Here is a 24,603-nt window from a genome sequence, read left to right on the forward strand (position 1 = left end):
GAGATCTAAGTCCGCACAGGTAATGTAAGCAATTACCTGTTAGGTAAGGGTTGTGATTTAGTCGGCGCATAACAGCGAAGGAGGACAGTTTTTGGCACAGTTCGGTTCGCTGCTGAAAGGCTGGCGCGGCACCCGTGGACTAAGCCAGCTGCAACTGGCAGGTCTTGCGGATGTTTCAGCGCGTCATATTTCGTTTCTGGAAACCGGTCGCGCCCGACCCAGCCGCGATATGGTTCTGCATCTGTCCGAGGTTCTGGATGTCCCCAGACCCGAGCGAAATCGCCTGTTGTACGGGGCCGGATTTGCCGCCCTCTATAGGCAGGAATCCCCCGACAGCGCCTTGCTGAAACCCATCAATGATGCAATCACACATCTTCTGTTCAGACACGATCCCTACCCCGCGATAGTTCTGGATGGGCTTTGGCGATTGCGACATCTCAATACAGCGGCAAGAGCGTTGTTGAAGGTTGCTGGACTGTCCGAGGGCGATAGCTTGCTTAAAGCAATTTGCGACCCTAATTGGGGACCCAGTATTATCGAAAACTGGGGAGAGGTTGGCCATCATACGATGGTCCGTCTACGATCCGAGAGTTTACAAGCTGGCGGAGTATCCGAACTGGACGAAGCTGTTGCGCGGTTGGCCGCCGATCCGGCCATTGCAGCTTGGCGACCTACCGGACCTTTGCCACCTGTGATCCCCACAATATATCGAGCTGGTGGCTTGCGCCTCAGCCTGTTTTCCACCTTTTCCCAGTTTCGCACCGCAGAAGACATTGTGGTCGCCGATCTGAATATCGAGCTGTTGTTTCCCGCAGATGAAGAAACGCGCGGCACCTTGAATGCATTCGCTTCTGTCAGCTGACTGCGGGGTACGATCTACTAGCGGACTAAGCATGTTGCTGAAACACGCCCAGAATCAAACTCATAAGCTCTAGCAAAGCCTGATCCTTTCCGGTTGTGTTTACTTCAATCGCGGAATGGTCGGTTAGAAAGGATTGCCGGGTCATTTCACCTTCTGACAGCGCCAGCAAAGAGGCATAGTTGGTACGCAGCTCGACATCAGGGTTTGTTGCTTCTGCATAAGATACACTTGCAGATCCGTCTGAGGCCTTCAGTTCAAACGCTTCGCCATCCACGACAAGGCTTGCCACCACACTCAAATCCCCAGTGTGAACACGTTGTGCGGCAGCGTTGAGCGTTACCGCGACTGTACGCAGGTTTCCGGGTCGGACAATTTCGCCCGTATTGGGAAACAGTGCACCAAACATCGCCAGCTCAAAAATCAGGTTGCCTGTCCGGCGCCCTAAATCTGTCAGTTCATACAGCATCGCACCATGGGGGCCATCGCGTCTGGCAACCAGCCCATCTGCGACCAGCTTTGCAAGCCGATCGGTCAGCAGGTTTGCAGCGATCCCGCTGAGCCCGCTTTGCAGGTCGGTAAATCGCGCTGGTCCGGCATGCAGGTCTCGCAAGATCAACAACGTCCATCTGTCACCCACGCGATCCAAACCGCGTGCGATTGGACAGAGCAGTTTATATGAGCGTGGCTTAGCCATTGCACACCTCACGATTTCGTTACTTTATTTTTTAAAGTAACAGCTTTATTCCCTTAACTATCGAATGGAATGGAGTCGATGCAATGTCAACACAGCCCAGGATTTTGGTGACAAGTGCTGCTGGAAAAACCGGCCTGCCCGTAGCCCTTCAATTGCTTACCAAGGGTGTCCGCGTCCGAGCCTTTGTGCGTTCCAGAGATCATCGCGCAGATCGTCTGAAAGCGGCTGGCGCTGAGGTTTTCGTTGGTAATCAGTATGATATGAGCGATTTGCGCACAGCCATGCAAGGTGTGCAACGCGCCTATCAATGTGCCCCGACCGCTCCTAACGGATTACACTTCAATGCTGCCTTCACTGCGGCAGCCTTTGAAGCCAAGATCGAGCATGTGGTCACACTTGGGCAATGGCTTTCAAGCGTTGATCATCCATCTCTGTTCACGCGCGAGGTGTATATCAGCGACATACTGATTGGCATGCGCCCAGAAATGAGCGTGACCACGATCAATCCGGGCTGGTTTGCGGACAACTATCTTATGGGTGTTGGGCTGGCAGCCTATCTCGGGATACTCGCGATGCCGTTGGGCGACGGAGAGACCTGCAAAAACGCCCCACCCTCGAACGAGGATATTGCGCGTGTCGCTGTTGCTGCCTTGTTGGATCCAGAAACACATAGTGGTCAAACCTATCGACCCACGGGGCCCGAGCTGATCTCTCCAAACCAGATTGCTAATGACATTGGTGAAGCACTTGGGCGTCGCGTGCGGTACATGGATATCTCGGAACGAATGATGCTGAAAGCGCTCAAAGCGATGCCCCCGTCAAATTACTCCGAAGCCGCGGCCTCGCAGCTCGCTCTTTATTGCGAAGAATACAGGCGAGGAACTTTTGCTGTGAACGCGCCAACGGACGCTGTCGCACGGTTAGGTGGACGAGAGCCTGAGAGTTTTTTGACCATCGCAAAGCGAACAGTCGCTGCACGCCCGGATTTGCTCCGCAGCACATCACGTACAATCGCGGCAATGGGCGGCTTTGTCAGAATGTTGCTCACCCAGCCACCCGATCTGGACCAGGTTGCGAATGACCGTGATTTTGTTTCGATCGCAATCCCTAAATTCAGTCAGGACGACCCCGCCTGGCGCCGCACCCATGCCGTTTCCAATGTTCTAAGCTCCAGAGAGGTCGCCTGACATGACTGCACTAATGATATCGACCATCAAAGTAACCGATCCTGCCGGATTTCGGGACTATATGGCCAAGACTCAAGAGATCGCCCGCCCATACGGCGCCAAAGCCCTGTTCAAAGGGATGCGGAGTGCCACACTCAACGGTACGGATACCGAGGGTGACATGGTCGTTGTTGTTAGCTTCCCTGACATCGAAACCTTGGAACGGTGGAATACCTCGGACGAGTACAAGAAGATCGTAGCCCTGCGAGATACCAGTTCCAGTCAGGTGATGACGGCCTATAGTGCTTTTGAATGATACACGGTCCCACCCTTTAATGGGTGGGATCAAATCCATTTAGATTGAACTATTTGCATAAGGTCCTTTTGATGAAACGAGCTTTTACCAACATCCTGACCCATGATGTCGCTGCGACGGCCGCGTTCTACGAAGATCTGCTTGGCCTGACACGCAGCGGTGATTTTGGATGGTTCATCATTTTGTCCGATGATGGTCTGCCCGGATTCGAGCTGGGCATTCTTGACAAAGATCACGAGTCGGTTCCAGATATTCTGGCGTGGCCGCCCGCTGGTGCGATCCTCACCTTCGTCGTCGACGACGTCGAGGAGTTGTATCGCAAAGCCATTGCAAACGGGGCCGAGATTATCCAGCCCCCGACCGATCTGTTCTACGGCCAGCGACGCCTGATGTTGCGCGACCCCACCGGAACAGCCGTGGATATCAGCTCTCCCATTCGCTAGCGGGCACCCTCACCCTAGAAAAAGGAACCGTTTGATATGGGCATTCCAAAACCCCCATATACTGGCCAGTGTCTTTGCGGCGCAGTGCGTGTAAACATCACGGCCCCGCCCCTGCTGACAGTGGCTTGCCATTGCGCCGACTGCCAGAAACTCACCGCCAGCGCATTTTCGTTGACCACGATGTTTCCGCGCGACAGCTTTGAATGCACCGGCGCGCTGGTAACAGGCGGGCGACACTCGGCTGAGCGACGGCATTTCTACTGCCGTTCCTGCCTTTGCTTTGTCTATTCCGAGGTCGGCCAAACAGACCGGATCAACCTGCGCACATCCGTGTTGGACGAGGCAGACAAGTTTGAACCTTTTCTTGAGGTTATGCGCGAAGACAAGTTGGAATGGTCCAACACTCCCTCTGTCCATCGCTACGACAGGTATCCGACCAGCCCCGAAGAGTTGCAGGCATTGATGTCAGCATACTCGACCTGGTGCACACCCGGTGGCTAACTGCTTGACCCCAGGGTGTACCGCTTGCGCTCAGCCTCCATCACTGCGCGCCATTCGGCCCGCAAGAGGTCCATCCGACGAGGGACTTTGTCCGACAAAATCTGTCCTTGAACGATCAGTTCGGTTCTGAAGTATCGAAACCTCTCTCGAAGTTCGCACCAAGCTGCAATGATCCGGCCCGCGTCCCGATAGCCCAGTAGGATCGGCCAGATCACCCGGTCCGTCAGAGTATTCTTGCTGTCACGATAGGTCAGCGAAATCTTCGCTCGTTGCCGAATGGCCTTGCGAATGTCAGCCGCTGACAAGACCTCTGACACAGGATCAACGGGCGCGACGCTTAGGATGGGGGCAGCAAACGACGCCTCGAACCGTGCCGGGCTGACCGTTTCGATCTTTGACAACAACTTTTCCGCAGCCAGCGCCAGCTCTGGCTCGCCACGCGTTCGCACCCATTGCGCGCCAAGAATTGCCGCTTCGATCTCGTCCGAAGTCAGCATTAGAGGCGGCATGTGAAAGCCCGCCTCCAGCACATAGCCAACGCCTGCTTCGCCTTGAATTGGTACGCCCTGGGCCATCAGGGCAGCGATGTCGCGATAGATGGTTCTTTTGGTCACGCCAAGCTCAGCGCCAATCGCCTGACCCGAGATCGGAACCTTAGCTCGTCGCAGAATTTCAATGATCTCAAACAGCCTGTCACCGCGTCTCATTCCACTCTCCTTGTGGGGTAAGATATCCATGCTGACACCATGGTGACAATATGCTGTCAGCAGAGGGTGTGTAGATATCAGATCAGACCTGATACAGGAGATAAATGAATGAAGCACATCCTATCTATGACACTTGCAATGCTCTGTGCGGGCAGCGGTGGTTCAGCTGCACAAGACGTGGCGCTCTTGGCCATGGGTGTTTATGTGCACACCGATGACATGCAAAAATCCGAAACGTTCTATCGCACGCTATTCGCGCGGGATCCGATGATCCAACTAGAGGGGTTTGTCGCCTTCGATATATCGGGCGGTTGGTTTGCGATCGTGTCACGCAATAAATACGCGCCTGACGCCCAAGCAGGCACCGGCGCGGTCCCGTATATTCGTTCAGGCAACTTAAGCACGCTACGTACCCGCATTCAAAACACAGGCGCTGAGGCACCCGAGATTATTGAAGAACCAGGCATACATTTGCTCAAGATCACTGACCCAAACGGCCAACTTGTTGAGTTTTTTCAACTTATCGGCCAATGAAACAGTGCCCCCGAAAAAAACGGGGGCACCTTCTTCTGGTTACCGGTTTCCAATCCGGCGCACCGGACCGTCGAACGTGGGAACCGACAGGACAAAGGGATCAGTCGGGTAGCAGATCGCCTGTTCCTCGAGCATGGCAATCGCGATTTCTTCACCCATGCGCAGGCTGTCATAGTAGTCAGAGTAATAATGCACACCGGCCATATTGCGCCCGATTGAGATATTAGCGGCAAGCTTGTTCAGCTCACCTTCCAGGGTCAGTGGGCACTTGACGACCTTGCGGTCAAGCTTGTCGCAGCCTTTCTTTGGCGCTGTATATTCGCTCGACTCAGAAATAGAACGGTAGAACCCGTCCTTGCCACAATTGCAGCTATCGCGATCAGCGTTTTTGCCCAGAACTGTGCTGGTGTCAAAATAGGCTTTCAACACCGTTACACAGGCACCCGCAACGGTCGCATGCCCGGCACCATAAGCTGGATGCATCGGAGAACCTTCACCGAATGCCATAGGCAGCAAAAAGTTACCTTTGTTGAATTGCTTTGGCTGCCTTGGGTTGCCGTGCGCGATCTTGTCGAGGGTCGATTTACCATCGCGCCCTTTGTTCGACATCAGATCATCACACATCTTGCTGAAAGCCCCGCAAAGACTGGGGTGATATTGCTCGATCACGTCGGCCTTTGCGAGCCGCGCGGCCAATGCTTCAGGACGCAGACGCAGATGGTTATTGAACTTTTGGAACCGAACCGCCTTCAGCGCGCGTGTCGCCACTTCGGTCACCAGAGTCAGAATATGTGGACCACCATAAAGGGCAAACCCGCCAGCATTCTGTGGCTGACCCGAGCTAGGATCGTAGACATCGCGCATGCCCGAGAGATTTGCAAACCCCGGATCAAACGGCGTGCCCATGCCCAGTAGGATTAGACAAGCATTGAGATAGGCCTGATAGAGCGCGTCGTAGTGCACATACGTAGCCAGATCGCGCGGTGTTTTTATGAAGCAGCGCTTCTTCTCGCTAAAATCCTGACCAGCGCCACACATATTGACGTCATAGCCCTGTTGAACATCAAGCCACTCTTTCCATGTCTTCATGTAGTCATCGCCTTTCGCGGCAACCAAAACACGCTGGTCTACCTGCTGAGCACCAAAGCTGATCAACCCGTCCTCTAGATCAACGGATCCAGCCTGATCGCGGGTACCAATCAACATGAGCTGTGACAGGTACGGTCCCTTATCACAGCCCGGGGACGAGCCTCTGAAGGCAGTTTGAGCATCCAGCGTAGTTGTTGTCGCACTCGTGCGACCTCTGCCACCTGGGAAACCGGCTTGGGCAAAACCAAGCGCATTCAGCCGCGCAACGGAGTTGGACAGCTGAGCACCACCAGTTTGAAACTGTGAAAATGACACATCGCGCAAAATGGCCAACTCGTAGACTTCGGCCATCTCAAAGGTCAGCTCGTCGCTACAGAGTTCGGGCGCCGGCGGCATAGTTACGGCCTGCGCATCGGGTCCTTCAAGGTCGTAGACCACTCCGGCGGTCGGTGCTTCCCACTTTCTGCGCCCCTTTCCCCTAGGCGGGGTCGGTACAGGAACCCGGGATGTGAACGGCTCGATCCAGCCTTCATCAATGGCCTGACGAAACGCTTCGAAATGCCCTTTGTCATCGACAAGCCCGGTCGCAGAGTTATGATTAAGCCCTTTGGTAAAACTCATCGGATAATGTGCAGTGGCGTATCTCTGCTCGTCGCCATTGGCGGTATGGTCTGGATGCACCCGGTCACGCGCCATGCGTGCAGCGGAAACCCGGCCTTCAAATGCGGCCTCTCGGCGGTTGACTGCCATGTCTAACACTCCTTTAAAACAAAAATTTTAAATTGAATTGGTCTTAGAACGCTGACGCGAAAATAACGTCACCGCGTGCCGGTCTTTATCACAGAGCGCTTTTGTACGCCGTGAAACAGATCACATTCGCCTATAGATTGGCAGTTCACCTACCGGGAAATAACCGTATCAGGCACAGATGATGTTATGCGGAAGTGGCTGAAAGGCTCTGACGCAGAAAGCCTAAGGCAATATCGGTTGCGTCATCCGGGCTGAGGTTGCCGCCCTTGAACGACAATCGAATGTAGAGCCCATCAATCAACGATGCCAGCGCCACCGCAACCTCTTCAGCCCGCGTGCCGACAAGTGGTTTCAGATTGCTTTTCAGATTGGATTGCAGCCTGTGATAGTAGATATGCAACAGGCGTTCAGTGTCTTTGGAATATTGCGCCTGCACATAGAAGCTCAGCCAGGCATTGGTGATCCCCGGACGGAAGTTCTGGCTGGAAAAACACGATATAACAATGGCTTCCAGGCGCTGTTCAGGCGACTGTGATCGCGCTAACCCTTTGCGTACATCGGCCCCAAAGATCGTCAGAATACGCCGCATGGCCGAGATCAAGATCTGTTCCTTGCTGCCAAAATAATGATGCGCCAACCCGCTGGACACTCCGGCAACATCCGCGATCTTTGCAACCGTAATATCGGTTGATCCGGTCCGACCAATCTCGGCAATGGCGGCTTCGATGATCTCGTTTTTGCGTATGTCTTTGATTTTTGTTCTTGGCATATCCAGCGCCTAGTTCATCATAGAAACAGGGTCAAATAAATTGATTATTGACTAATGAATCAATTTTTTGATTATACGTCAACAAATATACAAGAAACCAACGGGAGAACATGATGTCTTTTAAAGTGACTGCAACGGCGCTGGCGGCGCTTCTGAGCGCAAACGCAGCTTATGCCGCCTGCGACAAGGTTACATTTTCGGATGTGGGATGGACAGACATCACCGCGACCACAGCGACGACCACAACCATTCTTGAAGCGCTGGGCTATGAAACGGATGTCAAAGTCCTGTCCGTGCCGGTGACTTACAAATCGCTCGAACTTGGGGATGTGGATGTCTTCCTGGGCAATTGGATGCCCACGATGGAAGCCGACATCGCCCCCTACCGCGAAGCGGGCACCGTCGACACGGTTCGCGCCAACCTGAAGGGCACTCAGTACACGCTGGCCACCAACGCGGCGGGCCGTGATCTGGGCATTGCCACTTTTGCCGATATCGCCACCCACGCAGATGCTCTGGATGGTACAATTTACGGGATCGAACCGGGCAATGACGGTAACCGCATTGTTCTGGACCTGATTGCCGAAGATAAGTTTGGCTTGTCCGCGATGAACCTGGTCGAAAGCTCGGAACAGGGCATGCTGGCGCAAGCATCGCGCATCGACGGCCGCGGCAAACCCGTGGTGTTCCTGGGCTGGGCACCACACCCGATGAACTCGAATATGGAGCTAACCTACCTAACGGGCGGTGAGGAATGGTTCGGCGCCGAGGGCGACGTCTATACCAACACCCGCAGTGGCTATGTCACCGAATGCCCCAACGTTGGCGCGTTACTGACCAATCTTGAGTTCACGCTGCCGATGGAAAACGAAATCATGGCTGCCATTCTGGAAGATGGTCAGGATCCAGCAGATGCGGCCAAGGCTTGGCTCGCAGGCAATATGGACACTGTCGAGGTTTGGCTGGACGGGGTCACAACGCTGGATGGCGGTGACGCGAATGCCGCTGTCAAAAGCGCTCTGGGTCTCTGATCTCAGCTAAAAACCAACTCTGTCTCCGGCCCTTATTTCTCCGTGGGGGTCGGAGATTTTTTGTGATGCGAAAGGGAAACCATGGATTGGCTAGAGGGTTCGAAAATCCCGGTCGGGAAGTTTCTCGAACAGATTTTCCTATGGGTGCAGAACAAGGGTGCATTCTTCTTTGATGCCCTGGCAACAGGCCTTGAGGCGCTGATTGACGGTATTTTGTGGGTTCTTCAAACCCCCAACCCGCTGATTACGGTGCTTGCATTTACCGCAATATCCTATCTTTTGCAGCGCAATTGGAAGACCAGTTTGTTGGTGTTTCTGTCCTTCCTGTTTGTGATCAACCAAGGCTATTGGGAAGAAACCACCGAAAGCCTGACGCTGGTTTTGTCGGCCTGTGTGGTTTGTATGTCAATCGGCGTGCCAATTGGCATTGCTGCAGCCCATCGTCCGCGATTTTTCAGCTTTTTGCGACCGGTGCTGGACCTGATGCAGACCTTACCAACCTTTGTCTATCTGATCCCGGCAATCGTCTTCTTTGGCATCGGAATGGTGCCCGGACTGATAGCGACGGTTATCTTCGTTCTGCCCGCCCCGATCCGCCTGACCCATTTGGGCGTGTCTTCGACGCCCGAGTCTCTGCTCGAGGCTGTGGATGCCTTTGGCGCGACCCCGTTTCAGAAGCTGGTCAAAGTTGAAATCCCGTGGGCCTTTCCGCAGATCATGGCTGGTTTGAACCAGACCATTATGCTGTCGCTGTCGATGGTGGTGATCGCGGCTCTGGTCGGGGCCAGCGGTCTGGGTGTTCCGGTTGTGCGTGCCCTGAACCAGGTCAACACGGCGCTTGGGTTCGAAAGCGGCTTGGTCATCGTGGTCATCGCCATCGCGCTTGACCGCATGCTGAGAATGGAGCGCTGACCATGACAACCGCAGTCAAGTTCGACAATGTTTCGATTGTGTTTGGGGACAACCCAAAGCGCGCCCTGCCCGAGATGGATCAGGGAAAGGATCGCGCTGAAATCCGCGATCTGACCGGTCAGGTTCTGGGGGTCCATGATTGCTCGCTGACGGTGGATGAGGGCGAAATCCTAGTCTTAATGGGCCTGTCCGGATCCGGTAAATCAACCCTGCTGCGCAGTGTGAATGGCCTGAACCCCGTGGTGCGCGGCGATGTGCAATTGCGCCATCAAGGATCACTGGTCAACGTAAACCGCGCAGATGCGTCCACCCTGCGCTCCATCCGCCAAAGCAGCGTTGCGATGGTGTTTCAGCAATTCGGCCTGCTGCCCTGGCGCAGCGTCCGTGAAAATGTTGGCCTTGGGCTGGAACTGAGCGGCACGCCGCAAAAAGAAACCATGGAGCGCGTGGACCGACAACTGGAGCTTGTTGGTCTGTCCGAATGGGCCGATCTGAAGGTTTCAGAACTGTCAGGCGGCATGCAGCAACGCGTTGGGCTGGCGCGTGCCTTTGTCACCGAGGCGCCGATCCTGTTGATGGACGAGCCGTTTTCGGCCTTGGACCCGCTAATCCGCAACCATCTGCAAAATGAGTTGCTGGAGCTTCAGCGCAAACTCAAACGCACGATCGTTTTTGTCAGCCACGATCTGGATGAAGCCTTCAAGCTGGGCGACAAAATCGCCATCCTCGAAGGCGGGCGCATCGTGCAAAGCGGGACACCAAAGGAAATCTATACGGACCCCGCGAACGAGTATGTGACGGAATTTGTCAATCACATGAATCCTCTGGGCGTACTGACTGCCGAAGATGTCATGGGGCCACCCGGTCAGGCGGAAGGGCGCGAGATTCCGGCAGAAATGGCCGTCAAAGACGTCATGTCAATTCTGCCCGATGACGGAACGCCTTTGATCGTCATGCGCGACGGATCGCGCCTGGGCGAGATTTCGAACACCTCACTGGTCAAAAACCTGTCCGAGCGGTGCTGAGCATTAGCCCCGGTGACATAACGGAATATCAAGATGGACTTTCAACCAAAGGCCAGCCATTTCGTGAATGGCGCCTATATCGAGGATGCAAACGGAACCCCGATTTCCTGTGTCTTCCCGGCAAATGGCGAAGAGATCGCCCGCCTGCATTCAGCCACAGCCGAGATTGTTGAACTTGCCGTCAAAACGGCGCGCGCAGCGCAAATCCAGTGGGCCAAACAAACCGGAACCGAGCGGGGCCGGGTTCTGCGACGCGCCGCAGATCTGATCCGCGCGCGCAATCATGATCTGTCCTGGTTGGAGACCCATGACACGGGCAAACCGCTGCAGGAGACAATCTGCGCCGATGCAACCTCGGGCGCGGATGCACTGGAGTATTTCGGCGGGCTTGCCGCTAGCCTGACCGGCGAACATATCCCGCTGGGTGAAGATTGGGCCTATACAAAACGCGTCCCTCTGGGCGTGTGTGCCGGTATCGGGGCGTGGAACTACCCCACTCAGATCGCGTGCTGGAAAGGGGCTCCTGCCTTGGCCTGCGGAAACGCGATGGTTTTTAAGCCGTCCGAATTCACGCCACTGAGCGCCTTGAAAATTGCCGAGATTCTGATCGAGGCCGGTGCACCGGCAGGGTTGTTCAATGTCATACAGGGTTATGGAGATGTCGGCGCGGCGCTGACCCAGCATCCTGATATCGACAAGGTCTCGCTGACCGGGTCGGCTGCGACCGGGGCCAAGGTCTATGCCTCTGCGGCAGCGGGCATGAAACATGTGACGATGGAACTGGGAGGAAAATCTCCTCTGATCGTCTTCGACGACGCGTCGCTTGAAGACGCGGTTGGCGGCGCGCTGCTGGGCAACTTCTATTCGACCGGCCAGGTCTGTTCGAATGGAACACGTGTCTTTGTACAATCCGGGATCAAGGACCGTTTTTTGGAGTGCCTGATCGAGCGGACATCTAAGATCATCATCGGCGATCCCAGGGACGAAGAAACCCAGATGGGTCCAATGGTATCGGCCCGCCAGCTTGAGATCGTCGAAGGCTACATCGCCAAAGGCAAAGCAGAAGGCGCAACCCTCGCCTATGGCGGCGCGCAGATCGACAGAGATGGGTTCTTTATTGAACCGGTCATCTTCTCGGATGTGCACGATGACATGACCATCGCGCGGGAAGAGATTTTCGGCCCGGTCATGTCGATCCTTGAATTCGAAACCGAAGACGAGGTGATCACCCGTGCTAACGACACCGAATTGGGGCTGGCAGCGGGTGTGTTCACTTCGGACCTGACGCGCGCGCATCGGGTGATTGACCGCTTGGATGCGGGCACCTGTTTCATCAACTCCTACAACGACGCACCCGTCGAGATACCCTTTGGCGGAATGAAGAAATCGGGCGTTGGGCGCGAGAACTCGAAGGCTGCAATCGAGCACTACAGCCAACTCAAGACGGTTTTCGTGCGCATGACACCGGTTGAGGCTCCGTACTGATCATGACCAAGCTGAATGCAGATTACATCATCGTCGGCGCAGGCTCTGCCGGGTGTGCGATGGCCTATCGGCTGTCAGAAAATGGCAAACATTCGGTTCTGGTGATCGAATTTGGCGGCTCGGATGTTGGGCCATTTATTCAAATGCCCGCGGCGCTGTCCTACCCGATGAACATGCCCCTATACGATTGGGGGTTCCAAAGCGAACCGGAACCACAGTTGAACAACCGACGTTTGGCGACGCCACGCGGCAAGGTCATCGGTGGATCATCGTCGATCAACGGGATGGTTTATGTGCGTGGCCATGCGCTTGACTATGACCATTGGCAAGATGCCGGTGCTGATGGCTGGGCCTACAAGAACGTTCTTCCCTATTTCAAGCGGATGGAAACCTGGAACAGCGCCGGGCACGGGGGCGACCCGATGTGGCGGGGTACGGACGGGCCGCTTCATGTAACGCGCGGCCCACGAAAAAACCCGCTGTTTCACGCCTTTGTCGAGGCTGGTCATCAGGCCGGATACGAGTTAACCGAGGACTATAACGGCGAAAAGCAAGAGGGCTTTGGCCCGATGGAGCAGACCGTCTACAAAGGTCGGCGCTGGTCTGCTGCGAACGCCTATCTGCGACCGGCTTTGAAACGCGAGAACTGCCAGCTTGTGCGCGCCTTTGCCAAGCGGATCGTGATCGAAAACGGACGCGCGACCGGCGTCGAAGTGATCAACGGATCAAAAACCGAGGTTCTGCATGCAAACCGAGAGGTGATTGTTGCGGCCTCGTCCATCAACTCTCCGAAACTGCTGATGCTGTCCGGCATTGGGCCAGCCGCGCATCTGAAACAGCATGGGATCGAGGTCGTCGCCGACCGACCTGGGGTTGGGCAGAACCTGCAGGATCATCTCGAACTCTATATCCAGATGGCCAGCAAGCAGCCGATCACACTGTACAAACACTGGAACCTGTTCTCCAAGGCAGTGATCGGGGCGCAATGGCTGTTTTTCAAAAAGGGTCTTGGGGCGTCGAACCAGTTTGAATCGGCTGCGTTTTTGCGGTCTGACCCTTCAAAAACCTATCCAGATGTGCAATATCACTTCTTGCCCATGGCGGTGCGATATGACGGCAAAGCCGCTGCCGAAGGCCATGGGTTTCAGGCACATGTCGGCCCAATGCGATCGCCTTCGCGCGGGTCGATCCAACTACGGTCTGCGGATCCGTTGGCTGCGCCGGAAATCCGGTTCAACTACATGAGCACCGAACAAGACTGGATCGATTTCCGCAGGTGCATCCGCATGACACGCGAGATTTTCGCGCAGGACGCGTTCAAACCTTATGTGAAATCTGAAATCCAGCCCGGTTCGGCGCTGCAATCCGATGACGATCTGGACGGTTTCATCCGCGAACATGCCGAGAGCGCCTATCACCCCTGCGGGACCTGCAAAATGGGCCGAGCCGACGACAAAACAGCCGTAGTTGACCCGGAATGCCGCGTGATCGGAGTGGACGGGCTGCGCGTTGCTGACAGTTCGATCTTCCCGCGCATTACCAACGGGAACCTGAATGCGCCATCGATCATGGTGGGGGAAAAAGCGTCTGACCATATCCTGGGTCAGACGCCCCTGCCGCCCTCAAATGCTAAGCCATGGTTGCACACGAGTTGAAAGTCAGAATGCGCGCCGGCATCGGTACGCATAGAATTGATTGGTAGAAGCAAGGTTACTACTGGATCAGGATAGACGCGCAAGAAAGGCATCCGCAGTCGCAACGTATCGATCTCTTCTCTCTGGCTTCATTCGGGCCGCAGTTCGGCACATCATGGCCCAGCGTGGATTTCGCCCGAGATTGTCCTGATGCTTGACTATGAACCGCCAATACAAGGCATCCCAGACCTCTGACCAAGGCCCTTTGGCCCAATGGCTCATTTTGCGGATGTAGTTTGAGCCACAGAAATAAGGTTTGGTCGTGATAAGCCCGCCATCTGCGTGCTGGCTCATGGCATACGTATTTGGAACCATGACCCAATCGTAGCTGTCCACGAACATCTCCATGAACCAGCGGTACACGTCGTCTGGATCAATTTCACACAGAAACATGAACCCACCCAAAACCATCAGCCGTTCAATGTGATGGCAATATCCGGTCTGAAGAACCCTCGTGATGGTATCGTCGATTGGGCCTATCCCTGTTGTGCCATCATAAAACGCTGTCGGCATCCTTCGGCTGTGTCCCCAATGGTTAGTCGTCCGCATAGGTACGCCAAGGTCTTCATACGTGGCGCGCATAAACTCTCGCCAACCAATGATCTGGCGGACAAAACCTTCTATGGAATTGAGCGGAACGTCTCGGGACTGCGCATAATCAACAGTTGCGTCGATTACTTGTCTTGGAGTTAACAACCCGATGTTCAGCGCGGGCGTCAGGACCGCGTGCCAGAGCCAGTTTTCGCCTTCTACAATTGCATCTTCATAGTCGCCGAACCGATCAAAACGGCGCTCGAGAAATTGGTTCAACCAAATCTCGGCGGCCTTATGAGATGTCGGGTAATACAGCCTGTCCAGTGAGCCGTAAGCATTTGGGAAATCTGTATTTATACTCTCTCTTGCAGCGTAATCCAGCGCGCCATGTTCCGGCCAGTCGATCCAAGGCAAACATCCCAGAAGAGCTTTGGGAACTTTCTTGCGGTTGTCGTGATCAAAGCTCCATTGTCCACCGATTGGTTCATCGCCGTCCATCAAAACACCCAGCCGGCGCCGCTGATGCTTATAGAAGTCGGCCATGAACCAGCGTTTGTGACCACTTCGCCAAATTTCATTGTCTGCCTTAGTATTCAGAAAACCGGGAGATGGACGAATTTCAAGCGCGATACCCGCATGAAGCGCGGCCTTTTGCAGGCGCTTCTCTGCAATGAAATCTACCGGGTCAGCCATCACAACCGAACTGACACCGTCCTGTGACAGCCCCTGGAACAAGAGACCGCACGCATCTGTTCGCATTTCATAAGAAAAGATTTCGGCATTCAGGCCTTTATCCAGCAGGTTGCGGTGGTATCGGGACATGCTTGCACGATGCAACCAAAGCTTTTGCTTGTGCATCTTTGCCGGGTACTGCGCGTCGCCAAAGAACAGAGGATCCTCAAACAAGATCACACGCGTCGAAGCGTCGACTAATCCGGGGTGATCGGCATAAAGCTGATTGGGAAGAATGAGTGTCGCCGCGGTCAATCCATATCTCCAAGCTAGAAAGTCATTAGGCCTAGCTCGCGCACATCTGCACAGGCGCAGAAAGGCGTGTCAGTTCGCCAATGCCGTCGATAGGGCAAGAACCGAATCTTCGTAGCTGTTTACGAAATCTGCACCCTCCGGCCTATGGACAAGAGGTGGGAAGACCACATTCTGCATCCCCAGCTCTTCCACAGCTCGCAACGCTGCCATTGGTGGATCTGCTTCCCAGATCAATACCTCTGCACTTGTCTGTTGTTTGAGATCAAGCAATTCGGCCAATTGCTCCGAATTTGGAGCGGCCCCAGCCTCCCACTCAAGCGATGCGATTTCCAGACCGTAGCGGCGACCGAAATACTGATACCTTGGATGCGTCGCGATCAGAGTGACATTTGTGCCGCCCACAAGCAGCGATTGGGCTGTTTGATCCAACGCCAGCAATTCAGCGCGGAGTGTATCGAGCCGGGCAGCAATCTCTTCAGGCGGGGCAAGCGCACGCTGAGTTGCGGCCTTCGCAATTGCCTCCGCCTGCTTAATCGCCAAAGTTGGGTCAAGCCAGATGTAGGATGCTAATCCCTCATGCGAGTGTTCTCCACCCTCACCATGGCTGTGGGTGATACTTTCGGTAGCGATGTATCGGTCCTCAAGCGCGGCAGAGGTGTTGACCAACCGGGATCGCGGCAGAGACACGCGATCAATCCAAGTGGCAAAGGCGGCACCGTTCAGCAGGATCAGGTCTGCCGATTGGATCATGCTGATATCAGCGATAGAGGGCCGCCAAAACGAAGGATCGACATCCGCGGGTACGGGAAACACCACATCTGCGGCATCCCCTAAAAGGCGTTCGGCGAAATACTGCAACGGGTAGTTAACTGCTACAATTTTTGACCGTTCTTGTGCGGTCGCAAACGTGGCCACGAGCAGACCCAGAACCATCAGCGCACCACACGTGAGCATCCTTTTCATGATCAACTCCCGCATTTCCGCGCGATATCTTCGGGCGTGACAATCCAGTAGTTATCGTGGTCTCCGGTATCAACCTCAATCACCAGACCGGTTGAATGATCAACACTGCTGAGGGGGATATACGCCATGCCATCGCTGTCAACCGAGAGGGTTTGCAGCAAAGCATTCTGCCCATCCAGTACGCGCACCTCACCTTTTTGGGCGGGTTTGCCGTTCGAAAACTTCGCTTCAACCGTCACCATTTTGCAATCGACCGAGGCGAAAACGACAAGTTTGTGTGCAGCCGCAGCCAAGGGGGCAGCGGCGCATAGGGCGGCTAAACCAAGTGTTCGGATCACTGACCTGTCCATTCCTCGAAATGCACCCACAGAACTGCGCCCAGTTCGACAGCCTTGTCTTCACCATCCTGAGGCAAGGTATAGTCCGCCGTATTAAGCGCAGCAAAACCCCACCAACCGTCGGATGGCGCCGCATAGGTAAAGACACCATCGGCGTCTGCCTTCACTGTTTGCGTGATCATCAACTCATCCGGCGCGGTTGCACCGGCGCCATTGTTAAAGAACTCTACTTCAACTTCGGCATAAGGTACGGGTGTCCCATCCATCTTGACAATACCCTGAAAGACATTGTGCTCCCACAAACCAAACGGTTTAGACAAGGGCACAATCTCGGTCTTGAGACCAAGCTCGGCATCCCAACCCTCATCATCTCCGTAAGCCGTTACATAGGTTTTGGTGTAGTGAATAATGAAAGCATCTTCAGCGGGTTCCCAGTAAGGTTTGGGCTCCATCGCAAAGATGTAAGTGCCCGGGCGTTCAAGCGGAAAATCGAGCGTATATCCCTGTTCATCCATAACAGTGGCACCCTCAAGGCTGCTCAGGATGTCTGTTGTTTGCCCTTCATGTGTGACGGTAAAGGCTGCAGGTTTTTCCAGTGTCATCCCGTCCAGTTCAAACGGATGTGAGAAGGACATGGTCAAGGATAAGCTGCGGCCATCTTCCTGACTGATCATCGGATCATTCGGGATGATCATTCCGTAGTGGGCAAGCGCAGGTGTGACAGAAACGCTGCCTGCCAATGCCGCCAGAAGAATATGCTTTTTCATAGTCATTCCTTTCTGATCATGTGCCGAGCGAGAGCAGCCAGCCCACCCAAGTCTCAGCATGTCGTGACACCAACGCAGCACCAAAGGCTGCGATACACCCTGAAATGAACAGCAGAGTGACTGTTTCGGCTGCCAGCAGACGCAAAACCATGCCCTGCCTGGCCCCCAACTTGACGGCTGTCGCAATCTCTTTTGCGCGCAGCCGATAGCTTAGGAAAACGGCAAGCCCAACGGCGGCAACAGCCGCCACTGCGATGATCGCCGTCACCACGTCCAATAATGATTTGATCCGAAATATCCGATCGACCAGCCCTTGTATGACCTGCGCCGGTTCAAACAATTGGCTGGGATTTTCGCTGTCCAGATACCGCCCTTTCAGGATCGTGGCCGACCGCCGGTCATTCGGGACTAAGATCACAGCAGTGGCTGGAAACTCAGCCTGTGCCCCATGAAAATGAAAGCTATCGATATTGTCCGGCGTGATACGCTGATATTGCACCACAGCTGCATTCGCCAGCGCATCAGTCCCAGCTGCAATATCCGCGGCGGTCACCACATCCTCGTGGCCATGCCCAATCCCTTGGATCACCCAAGCCGTTTTGATATCAACAAAAATCGCTTGATCGTCTGGCGTGTTGGTCGGAGCCAACACCCCGACGATTGGCATCTCTAGAGGGTAAACGCCATCAAGGTCGAACAGATTCTCGGGCGCGGAGACTAACACATCGCCTACGCCCTTCCCCAGGTCTTGGGCCACTTGCGCCCCGATCACCGCTTCACCCAGAAAGGACAGGCCCCGCCCATCTGCGAGTGCCAAATCCCTGAACTCAAAATAATCGAGTGTCGTTCCTACGATCCGGAACCCGCCAGACGAAAACGCAGTATGAACCGGGATGGGAAGAGCCAAATTGCTGTCCCAGATCACATCCACCTCTCGCATCGCGATGGGATCAGGGCGTTCATCTGAGAAATACAGGGCAGCCATTGTCAGATCCAACCGCGATCCACGATTGCCCAACAGCAGTGGCGTCGCCTCACCCCGCGCGACCAAGGCGGTCTGGCTTGTGGAAAGCAAGATCTGTGTGGCAACCGGCACAAACAAGATCAGCGCCGTCGCGATCACTAATATAAGACTGCGCGCCCAATGATAACGCAGATAGGAAAAGGCGAGGTAGAGCGCATTCATAGCTCGGCCGCCTCGCGATATTGCGCAAAGTCGATAACTCGCTCAAAACGCGGCAAAAGTTCGTGATCATGGGTCACGGCCAGAACCGTCGCCCCCGCGCTTGCGGCTTGCTCGAACAGCAAATCCAGGATGCGTCCTTTGCTTTCCGGATCCAGATTGCCGGTCGCCTCGTCAGACAGGATAAGCTTGGGTTGGGTCACCAAAGCACGGCAGATGGCAACGCGTTGCTGTTCCCCCTGGCTAAGGGCCTCGGGATGCCTGTCCAGCTTATCACCAATACCACAGGCCTCCGCCAAAGCCTCTGCCCGGCTCCGCGCCGCGAAATCGAGTTTGAGCGCGGGTGTAATGCGATGGGGATACAGGATGTTTTGCCGTGCGCTCAGGTAATCCAGCAGAGCAAAATCCTGAAAAACGAAACCGATATGACTGGCGCGAAACCGACGACGCGCCGCATTTGGCAATCCCGAGACATTTGTTCCGGCCACCTCGATACACCCTGTTTCAGGTGTCAGAATACCCGCGATCAGGTTCAGCAGGGTTGTCTTTCCACTTCCGCTTGGCCCAACGATGGCCAGACGTTCGCCCTCCCTCAGGGATAGCTGCGGCACCCGCAAGCGAAACGCGCCGGAACTGTAACTAAAGCTAAGGTCTTCGACGCGGATCATTGATTTTCTTCCGAAACCTGAAAAACCTCACCTGCGCTGTCCCGGCTGACCTCAAGCAAGTCGAAATCTGTAATCCGCCATGCACCCTCAATCGGAGAGATCGACAAGGCGGCATAATAGGTATTACCTCGTACATGAAGGTGTTCAGCGTGACCGACCGTCCCAATAACCTGCCATGTTGCATCGACCTCAAGCGTCTCATCGCTTTGCGTCACGAGGCTGTCCAATAGGCTGATTTCGTGGATGGTCTGATCCGCTTGATCCAGCCCATTCCCTTCCATCGCACCAACCCGTTCGAGGTAAAGATACTCCAGCGCGTCGCCATGCGTGACCTTTGCCAACTGGTCATAAATGGTATCTTCTTGGGTCTGCGCGAAGGCCTCGTAGATCACGATCAATAACGCCGGAATCAACTCATCTGATAGCTCATAGGCGACCGGAACCGTCATTCCGGGCATGTTTGGTACCGAATAAGCCCCGGGAGGCAATGCATCTGCCGATCTTTCGGACGATAGAAAAATAAAGCCAGCAATTCCGCCAACGCCCAATGCAAAAACTATGGTTAACAGAACGTTCTGACCCATGTATCCAAATCCCAGCTTAATCCAATTACGTTCCAGAACATCGATTGGATCGATAATAAAAGCCCTGACCCGTATCGGGTATTGCACAGCTTGGCTTTCTTATCGACCGCGCTGCCCAGCGACCATCGAAGCGGCGCGCATCTATGGCTGAAACCAGTCATTGGCAAAGCTAGGGCTGGGGTCAAGTGGTTCTGATCAGCGACCTTCGCCGCTGATCAAAGATTCCATCTCTCGTTGGACTGCGATCATTAGCTGCTGCACGTAACCGGCCTCAAAGACCGAGTGTCTTGACGCGGCCGCGCAGTTGGAATTTCTGGATTTTACCGGTCGAGGTCTTCGGAAGTGCCTCGAAAACAACTGCTTTTGGGGCTTTGAACCCGGCCAGATGATCGCGACAGAAAGCGATGATATCCTCAGCGGTTACCTCGGCCCCGTCGCGTAATTCGATAAAGGCGCAGGGGACCTCGCCCCATTTCTCATGCGGCATTGCGACCACGGCGGCGGCCTGAATCGCGTCATGGCGATACAGCACCGCTTCGACCTCGACGGATGAGATGTTTTCGCCGCCCGAGATGATCACGTCCTTCAGGCGGTCGCGGATCTGAATGTATCCATTCTCATGCATCACAGCTCCGTCGCCGGACCAGAACCAGCCGTCCTCGAAGGCGTTCGAGGTCGCCTCGGCGTCTTTGTAATACCCGGCCATGACCGTGTTGCCCCGAATGGCGATCTCACCTTGTGTGGCACCATCGCGCTGTACCGGTGCGCCGCTGTCACGGTCGATCACCGTGACCTCTTCGACCATCGGGAAGGCGATGCCCTGTTGTGCCTGCAATTCAGCCTGTTCCGCTGGGCTGAGATCGTTCCACTCTTCCTGCCAGAGGCATTGCGAGATGTGGCCGTAAGTCTCGGTCAGACCATAGACCTGCATGACGTCAAACCCCATCGCGCGGGTCTTTTCCAAAACCGAAGGAGGCGGAGGCGCGCCGGCGGTCAACACGCGGATTGCGGGATCAAAGGGGCCAGCGTCGCTTTCGGCCTCTGCCAGCATTTGCAGCACGATGGGGGCGGCACCGAAATGGGTCACGCCATGGGTGCGGATCGCCTCCAGAATAGGGTCTGCGGCGGGGATGCGTGTAAAGACAACCGTCCCACCAAGCATCGCCATCAACCAGGGATGCCCCCAGCCATTGCAGTGGAACATCGGTACGACGGACAGATAGACCGGATAGGGCGGCATCTGCCACGCGGTGCCCGTACCTAACGCCATCAGGTACGCTCCACGGTGGTGATAGACAACGCCCTTGGGGCGGCCCGAGGTGCCCGAAGTGTAGTTCAGCGCAATCGCGTCCCACTCATCATCGGGCAGATCGACCGGCAGGGGCGGAGCTGTGGTCAGTGCCTCATAGGTCTGGCCGCCGAGGCTTTGACCAGTGGCAGCGGGATCGGCGATTTCGACCACAGCTATTGTGCGGCCCAGCAGATCAAAGGCTTTGGACAAAAGCGGCACCAGTTCCCGGTCCACGATCACCAGTTTGGTGTCCGCATGATCCAGAATATAGGCGATGGTTTCGGGCTCGAGCCGGGTGTTGAGCGTATTCAGCACGCCTCCGGTCAGGGGCAGGGCAAAATGCAACTCGAACAGTTCCGGGATGTTCGGGCTGAGGACCGAGACCGTATCGCCTTTCTGCACGCCAAGCGCGGCCAACCCGCTGGCCACCGCGCGAATGCGGGCGGCGGTTTCCGCCCAGCTTCGTCGGATGTCACCATAGATAACAGCGGTGCGCGCGCCATGCAGCGATTCGGCGCGACGCAGGAAGGACAAAGGGGACAAAGGCACATGATTGGCCTGTGTCTTCTGAAGAGCTTCGAAATGGTGACGCATCCGGGTCCCGCCTGTCTTAGCTGTTGGGCCGCACGCGGGCGGCGGTCTTATTGGCAAAAGCTTCCAGCCGTTCGCGGGCGGCGGGCTGGGTGTTAACCACGCCGCCGACCACGGCTTCGGCATAAGCTGCATCCATGCCGGACATGTTGTTCAAATGGCTGATCGCCGAACAGATCGCAAAATTGGTCAAAGGCAGGTTCTGCGCGATTTGGTCTGCCAGTTCCATTGCCTTGGCCATGCTACCACGGTCTTCGGTGATGTACTGCGCCAGCCCCAGATCGACGGCCTCTTGCCCCTGATAGACGCGGCCGGTCAGGATCATGTCGATCATGCGGTATTTGCCGATCATGTCCGAGACACGGATGGTTGCGCCTCCGCCCGTGAAAATCCCGCGCTGTCCCTCGGGCAAGGCGAAATAGGTGCCGGGATCGATGACGCGGATATGGGCGGCGCTGGCAAGCTCCAGCCCGCCGCCAACCACCGCGCCTTTCAGGGCGGCGATGATCGGCACACCACCATATTCCATCTTGTTGAACGCCTCATGCCAGCGCAGGCAGACATGCATGAAGTCATCGGGGCTGCGGTCGGCTTTCCAGTGTTCCACCAGATCCAGACCTGCGCAGAAGTGGTCGCCTTCGCCGGTCAGCACAACAGCCCGAACGCCGGCCATGCGTGCGCCGCTGAAAAAGCGGATTAGTTCTTCGATCGTGGCCACGTCCAAGGCATTGCGCTTGGTCGGGCGGTTCAGGGTCACGACATAGAGGCCATTGTCACGCTCGGAAATCGCGAGGTTCTCATAGGTGGCGGGGTTCACGACATCATTCATTTTGCGGATCCTTTTAAAGGCGTTATTCGGGGAAGGCCGCGTCAAGCAGGCTGCGCGCGCCGTGTAAGATGCGGGCGTGTTCGGCACTGCATTCCGGCAGGATATGCTGGGCAAAGAACAGCGCGGTGGCGATCTTTTGGGTCATGAACTGCGTGTTCTGCCCATCGTTCAACGCCGCTTGCGCCGGGGTGACACCTTTTGCCAGTTTCCAACCCGCCGCAAGCGTACCTGCCAACATCAGGAACGGGACCGAGCCCGCAAAAGCGGCGTCGATATCTTTGCGGCTGTGTTCCAATAGCCATTCCAAGGCGGCTTCAAACGCGGCGCGTGCCTGCGCAAGGCTTGCGCCGATGGCTTGCGCGGTGGCATCGCCTTCTGCCAGCTCGGCCTCGGTTGCCGCAATGCGGGCGGCGAACCGATGGGCGGTCCCGCCCCCGTCGCGCATGACTTTGCGGCCCAGAAGGTCGTTGGCCTGAATGGCGGTGGTGCCCTCGTAAATCGGCAGAATGCGAGCGTCACGATAGTGCTGAGCGGCTCCGGTTTCTTCGATGAAGCCCATGCCGCCGTGGATTTGAACACCCAGAGAGGCGACCTCGACCGCGCGTTCCGAGCAGAAGCCCTTGACCAGCGGAACCATGAACTCGGCCAGGGCGGCCACGTCCGGATCATCCTGATGATGTGCAATGTCCAGCAACCCGGCTGTGGCCGCCGCCATGGCACGCCCGCCTTCGGTGAGGCTGCGCATCCGCATCAACATGCGGCGCACGTCGGGGTGTTCGATGATCGCCACCGCCTCCTTGACTTGACCATTCACAGGGCGGCTCTGGACCCTGTCCCGCGCATAAGCCAAGGCGCGCTGATAGGCGCGTTCTGATGTCGCGATGCCCTGAACACCAACCGAAAAGCGCGCGGCGTTCATCATGATGAACATATATTCCAACCCGCGGTTTTCCTCACCGATCAGGAAGCCCGTGGCGTCTTTGTATTCCAACACCGCCGTTGGGCTGGCGCGCACGCCCAGCTTGTGTTCGATGCTGACACAGTTGACTGAATTCTCAGCCCCGACCGAGCCATCCTCTGCCACCATCTTTTGCGGGACGATGAACAGGCTCAGACCCTTCGGTCCGGCGGGCGCGTCAGGGGTGCGCGCCAGAACCAGATGGATGATGTTCTCAGTCAGGTCATGCGCGCCATATGTGATGAAGATCTTGGTGCCGGACACGCCATAACTGCCATCTTCGCGCCGCACCGCCTTGGTCGAGACACGACCCAGATCGCTGCCCGCCTGCGGTTCGGTCAGGTTCATCGTGCCCGACCAGCGCCCAGCAATTAAAGGCTCTAAATAAATAGCTTTCTGCGCGTCCGAGCCTGTCAGCAGCAGCGCTTCGATCGCGCCATCGGTCAGCAAGGGACACAGGCCAAAGCTCATGTCGGCAGCGTTCAGCATCTCGACTGCCGCTGCGCCAACTGTTTTCGGAAGCCCCATGCCGCCGTATTCCACAGGATGGGTCAGGGCCTGCCAACCCATTTCGACGAATTGTGCATAAGCTTGCGCATCCCCTTCAGGCATCGTTACCCGCCCGTTGTCGAACTGGGCACCCAATGTATCTCCGATATGAGATAAAGGCGCGATTTGTTCACTGCAGAACCGGGCGTAACCATCCAAAGCAGCCCCAATGTCCGCCAGATCATAGTCCGAATACACCGCCAAAGAGGACACCTGATCCCAATGCGAGAGGTGTTCAATACAAAACATCAAGTCCTGCACGGGCGGTTGATAGGACATGACTGCCTCCTCCTCTCGGCAACTATGGTTTCACGTCATATATCTGTGCCAAGACTTGCAGATAAGCTCATATCTTGACAAGCTTGTATCCGATTGCGCCAAAC

At 55.8% G+C, this 24,603-nt stretch carries 25 protein-coding genes; 11 read left to right on the forward strand and 14 right to left on the reverse strand.

From position 1 onward, the window contains the following. Window positions 1-91: 91 nt before the first annotated feature. Window positions 92-862, forward strand: coding sequence for a helix-turn-helix domain-containing protein (locus tag ACR0KG_RS10720; protein ID WP_480549684.1), 771 nt, complete (start codon window positions 92-94; stop codon window positions 860-862). 25 nt (window positions 863-887) lie between these two features. Here the strand turns inward: ACR0KG_RS10720 and ACR0KG_RS10725 are convergent, their stop codons facing one another. Continuing rightward, complete coding sequence (locus tag ACR0KG_RS10725) at window positions 888-1,556, reverse strand: winged helix-turn-helix transcriptional regulator (RefSeq protein WP_480549686.1); 669 nt, start codon at window positions 1,554-1,556, stop codon at window positions 888-890. A gap of 83 nt (window positions 1,557-1,639) precedes the next feature. On the opposite strand from ACR0KG_RS10725, the gene ACR0KG_RS10730 reads away from it, so the two are divergent. The 4 genes from ACR0KG_RS10730 (at window position 1,640) to ACR0KG_RS10745 (ending at window position 3,982) form a co-directional block, all read left to right on the forward strand. Then, on the forward strand, window positions 1,640-2,743 hold the full coding sequence (locus ACR0KG_RS10730; RefSeq protein WP_480827241.1) for an NmrA family NAD(P)-binding protein: 1,104 nt from the start codon (window positions 1,640-1,642) through the stop codon (window positions 2,741-2,743). 1 nt (window position 2,744) lies between these two features. Beyond that, window positions 2,745-3,038, forward strand: coding sequence for a DUF1330 domain-containing protein (locus ACR0KG_RS10735; protein ID WP_480544627.1), 294 nt, complete (start codon window positions 2,745-2,747; stop codon window positions 3,036-3,038). A 71-nt stretch (window positions 3,039-3,109) separates the two neighbouring features. After that, window positions 3,110-3,481, forward strand: a complete 372-nt coding sequence (locus ACR0KG_RS10740) for a VOC family protein (protein WP_480549688.1) — start codon at window positions 3,110-3,112, stop codon at window positions 3,479-3,481. Between the two features lie 36 nt (window positions 3,482-3,517). Next, window positions 3,518-3,982, forward strand: a complete 465-nt coding sequence (locus tag ACR0KG_RS10745) for a GFA family protein (RefSeq protein ID WP_480544625.1) — start codon at window positions 3,518-3,520, stop codon at window positions 3,980-3,982. Here ACR0KG_RS10745 and ACR0KG_RS10750 read toward each other — a convergent pair. Then, the gene (locus tag ACR0KG_RS10750) at window positions 3,979-4,689 is read right to left on the reverse strand and encodes a helix-turn-helix transcriptional regulator (RefSeq protein ID WP_480827242.1); all 711 of its coding nucleotides are present in this window, start codon (window positions 4,687-4,689) and stop codon (window positions 3,979-3,981) included. The genes ACR0KG_RS10745 and ACR0KG_RS10750 overlap by 4 nt on opposite strands. Window positions 4,690-4,797: 108 nt before the next feature. On the opposite strand from ACR0KG_RS10750, the gene ACR0KG_RS10755 reads away from it, so the two are divergent. Continuing rightward, the gene (locus tag ACR0KG_RS10755) at window positions 4,798-5,223 is read left to right on the forward strand and encodes a VOC family protein (protein WP_480827243.1); all 426 of its coding nucleotides are present in this window, start codon (window positions 4,798-4,800) and stop codon (window positions 5,221-5,223) included. A 39-nt stretch (window positions 5,224-5,262) separates the two neighbouring features. Here the strand turns inward: ACR0KG_RS10755 and ACR0KG_RS10760 are convergent, their stop codons facing one another. Beyond that, window positions 5,263-7,062, reverse strand: a complete 1,800-nt coding sequence (locus ACR0KG_RS10760; RefSeq protein ID WP_480827244.1) for a vanadium-dependent haloperoxidase — start codon at window positions 7,060-7,062, stop codon at window positions 5,263-5,265. 184 nt (window positions 7,063-7,246) lie between these two features. Then, entirely contained in the window at window positions 7,247-7,831 is a 585-nt protein-coding gene (betI, locus tag ACR0KG_RS10765) for a choline-binding transcriptional repressor BetI (protein WP_480544621.1), read from the reverse strand. Window positions 7,832-7,944: 113 nt separating this feature from the next. On the opposite strand from betI, the gene choX reads away from it, so the two are divergent. The 5 genes from choX (at window position 7,945) to betA (ending at window position 13,939) form a co-directional block, all read left to right on the forward strand. Next, entirely contained in the window at window positions 7,945-8,862 is a 918-nt protein-coding gene (choX, locus tag ACR0KG_RS10770) for a choline ABC transporter substrate-binding protein (protein WP_170535326.1), read from the forward strand. A gap of 81 nt (window positions 8,863-8,943) precedes the next feature. Next, window positions 8,944-9,774: a choline ABC transporter permease subunit gene (gene choW, locus ACR0KG_RS10775; protein ID WP_170535328.1), complete on the forward strand. Its 831-nt coding sequence runs from the start codon at window positions 8,944-8,946 to the stop codon at window positions 9,772-9,774. A 2-nt stretch (window positions 9,775-9,776) separates the two neighbouring features. Next, window positions 9,777-10,799, forward strand: a complete 1,023-nt coding sequence (choV, locus tag ACR0KG_RS10780; protein ID WP_480549701.1) for a choline ABC transporter ATP-binding protein — start codon at window positions 9,777-9,779, stop codon at window positions 10,797-10,799. A 33-nt stretch (window positions 10,800-10,832) separates the two neighbouring features. Then, the gene (gene betB, locus ACR0KG_RS10785; protein ID WP_480549703.1) at window positions 10,833-12,284 is read left to right on the forward strand and encodes a betaine-aldehyde dehydrogenase; all 1,452 of its coding nucleotides are present in this window, start codon (window positions 10,833-10,835) and stop codon (window positions 12,282-12,284) included. A gap of 11 nt (window positions 12,285-12,295) precedes the next feature. Then, the gene (gene betA, locus ACR0KG_RS10790) at window positions 12,296-13,939 is read left to right on the forward strand and encodes a choline dehydrogenase (RefSeq protein WP_480827346.1); all 1,644 of its coding nucleotides are present in this window, start codon (window positions 12,296-12,298) and stop codon (window positions 13,937-13,939) included. Window positions 13,940-14,005: 66 nt separating this feature from the next. On the opposite strand, the gene ACR0KG_RS10795 is transcribed toward betA, so the two are convergent. The 10 genes from ACR0KG_RS10795 to ACR0KG_RS10840 form a co-directional block, all read right to left on the reverse strand. Further along, window positions 14,006-15,499, reverse strand: coding sequence for a cryptochrome/photolyase family protein (locus tag ACR0KG_RS10795; RefSeq protein WP_480827245.1), 1,494 nt, complete (start codon window positions 15,497-15,499; stop codon window positions 14,006-14,008). Between the two features lie 69 nt (window positions 15,500-15,568). Next, entirely contained in the window at window positions 15,569-16,462 is an 894-nt protein-coding gene (locus ACR0KG_RS10800) for a metal ABC transporter substrate-binding protein (protein ID WP_480827246.1), read from the reverse strand. A gap of 2 nt (window positions 16,463-16,464) precedes the next feature. Further along, entirely contained in the window at window positions 16,465-16,800 is a 336-nt protein-coding gene (locus tag ACR0KG_RS10805) for a hypothetical protein (RefSeq protein WP_480827247.1), read from the reverse strand. Next, window positions 16,797-17,567, reverse strand: coding sequence for a DUF4198 domain-containing protein (locus tag ACR0KG_RS10810; RefSeq protein ID WP_480827248.1), 771 nt, complete (start codon window positions 17,565-17,567; stop codon window positions 16,797-16,799). Before ACR0KG_RS10810 ends, ACR0KG_RS10805 begins: the two co-directional genes overlap by 4 nt. 16 nt (window positions 17,568-17,583) lie before the next feature. Then, on the reverse strand, window positions 17,584-18,753 hold the full coding sequence (locus ACR0KG_RS10815) for an ABC transporter permease (protein ID WP_480827249.1): 1,170 nt from the start codon (window positions 18,751-18,753) through the stop codon (window positions 17,584-17,586). After that, window positions 18,750-19,418, reverse strand: a complete 669-nt coding sequence (locus tag ACR0KG_RS10820) for an ABC transporter ATP-binding protein (RefSeq protein ID WP_480827250.1) — start codon at window positions 19,416-19,418, stop codon at window positions 18,750-18,752. The genes ACR0KG_RS10815 and ACR0KG_RS10820 overlap by 4 nt, the downstream gene beginning before the upstream one ends. Next, window positions 19,415-19,876: a hypothetical protein gene (locus tag ACR0KG_RS10825; RefSeq protein WP_480549717.1), complete on the reverse strand. Its 462-nt coding sequence runs from the start codon at window positions 19,874-19,876 to the stop codon at window positions 19,415-19,417. Before ACR0KG_RS10825 ends, ACR0KG_RS10820 begins: the two co-directional genes overlap by 4 nt. Before the next feature lie 397 nt (window positions 19,877-20,273). Then, entirely contained in the window at window positions 20,274-21,887 is a 1,614-nt protein-coding gene (locus ACR0KG_RS10830) for an AMP-binding protein (RefSeq protein ID WP_480827251.1), read from the reverse strand. A gap of 16 nt (window positions 21,888-21,903) precedes the next feature. Continuing rightward, a complete protein-coding gene (gene dmdD / locus ACR0KG_RS10835) occupies window positions 21,904-22,713 on the reverse strand; it encodes a methylthioacryloyl-CoA hydratase (protein WP_480827252.1) in 810 nt (269 codons plus the stop codon). Between the two features lie 22 nt (window positions 22,714-22,735). After that, window positions 22,736-24,499: an acyl-CoA dehydrogenase family protein gene (locus ACR0KG_RS10840; protein WP_480827253.1), complete on the reverse strand. Its 1,764-nt coding sequence runs from the start codon at window positions 24,497-24,499 to the stop codon at window positions 22,736-22,738. Between the last annotated feature and the right edge of the window lie 104 nt (window positions 24,500-24,603).

Source organism: Ruegeria sp. H4 (assembly GCF_056533065.1).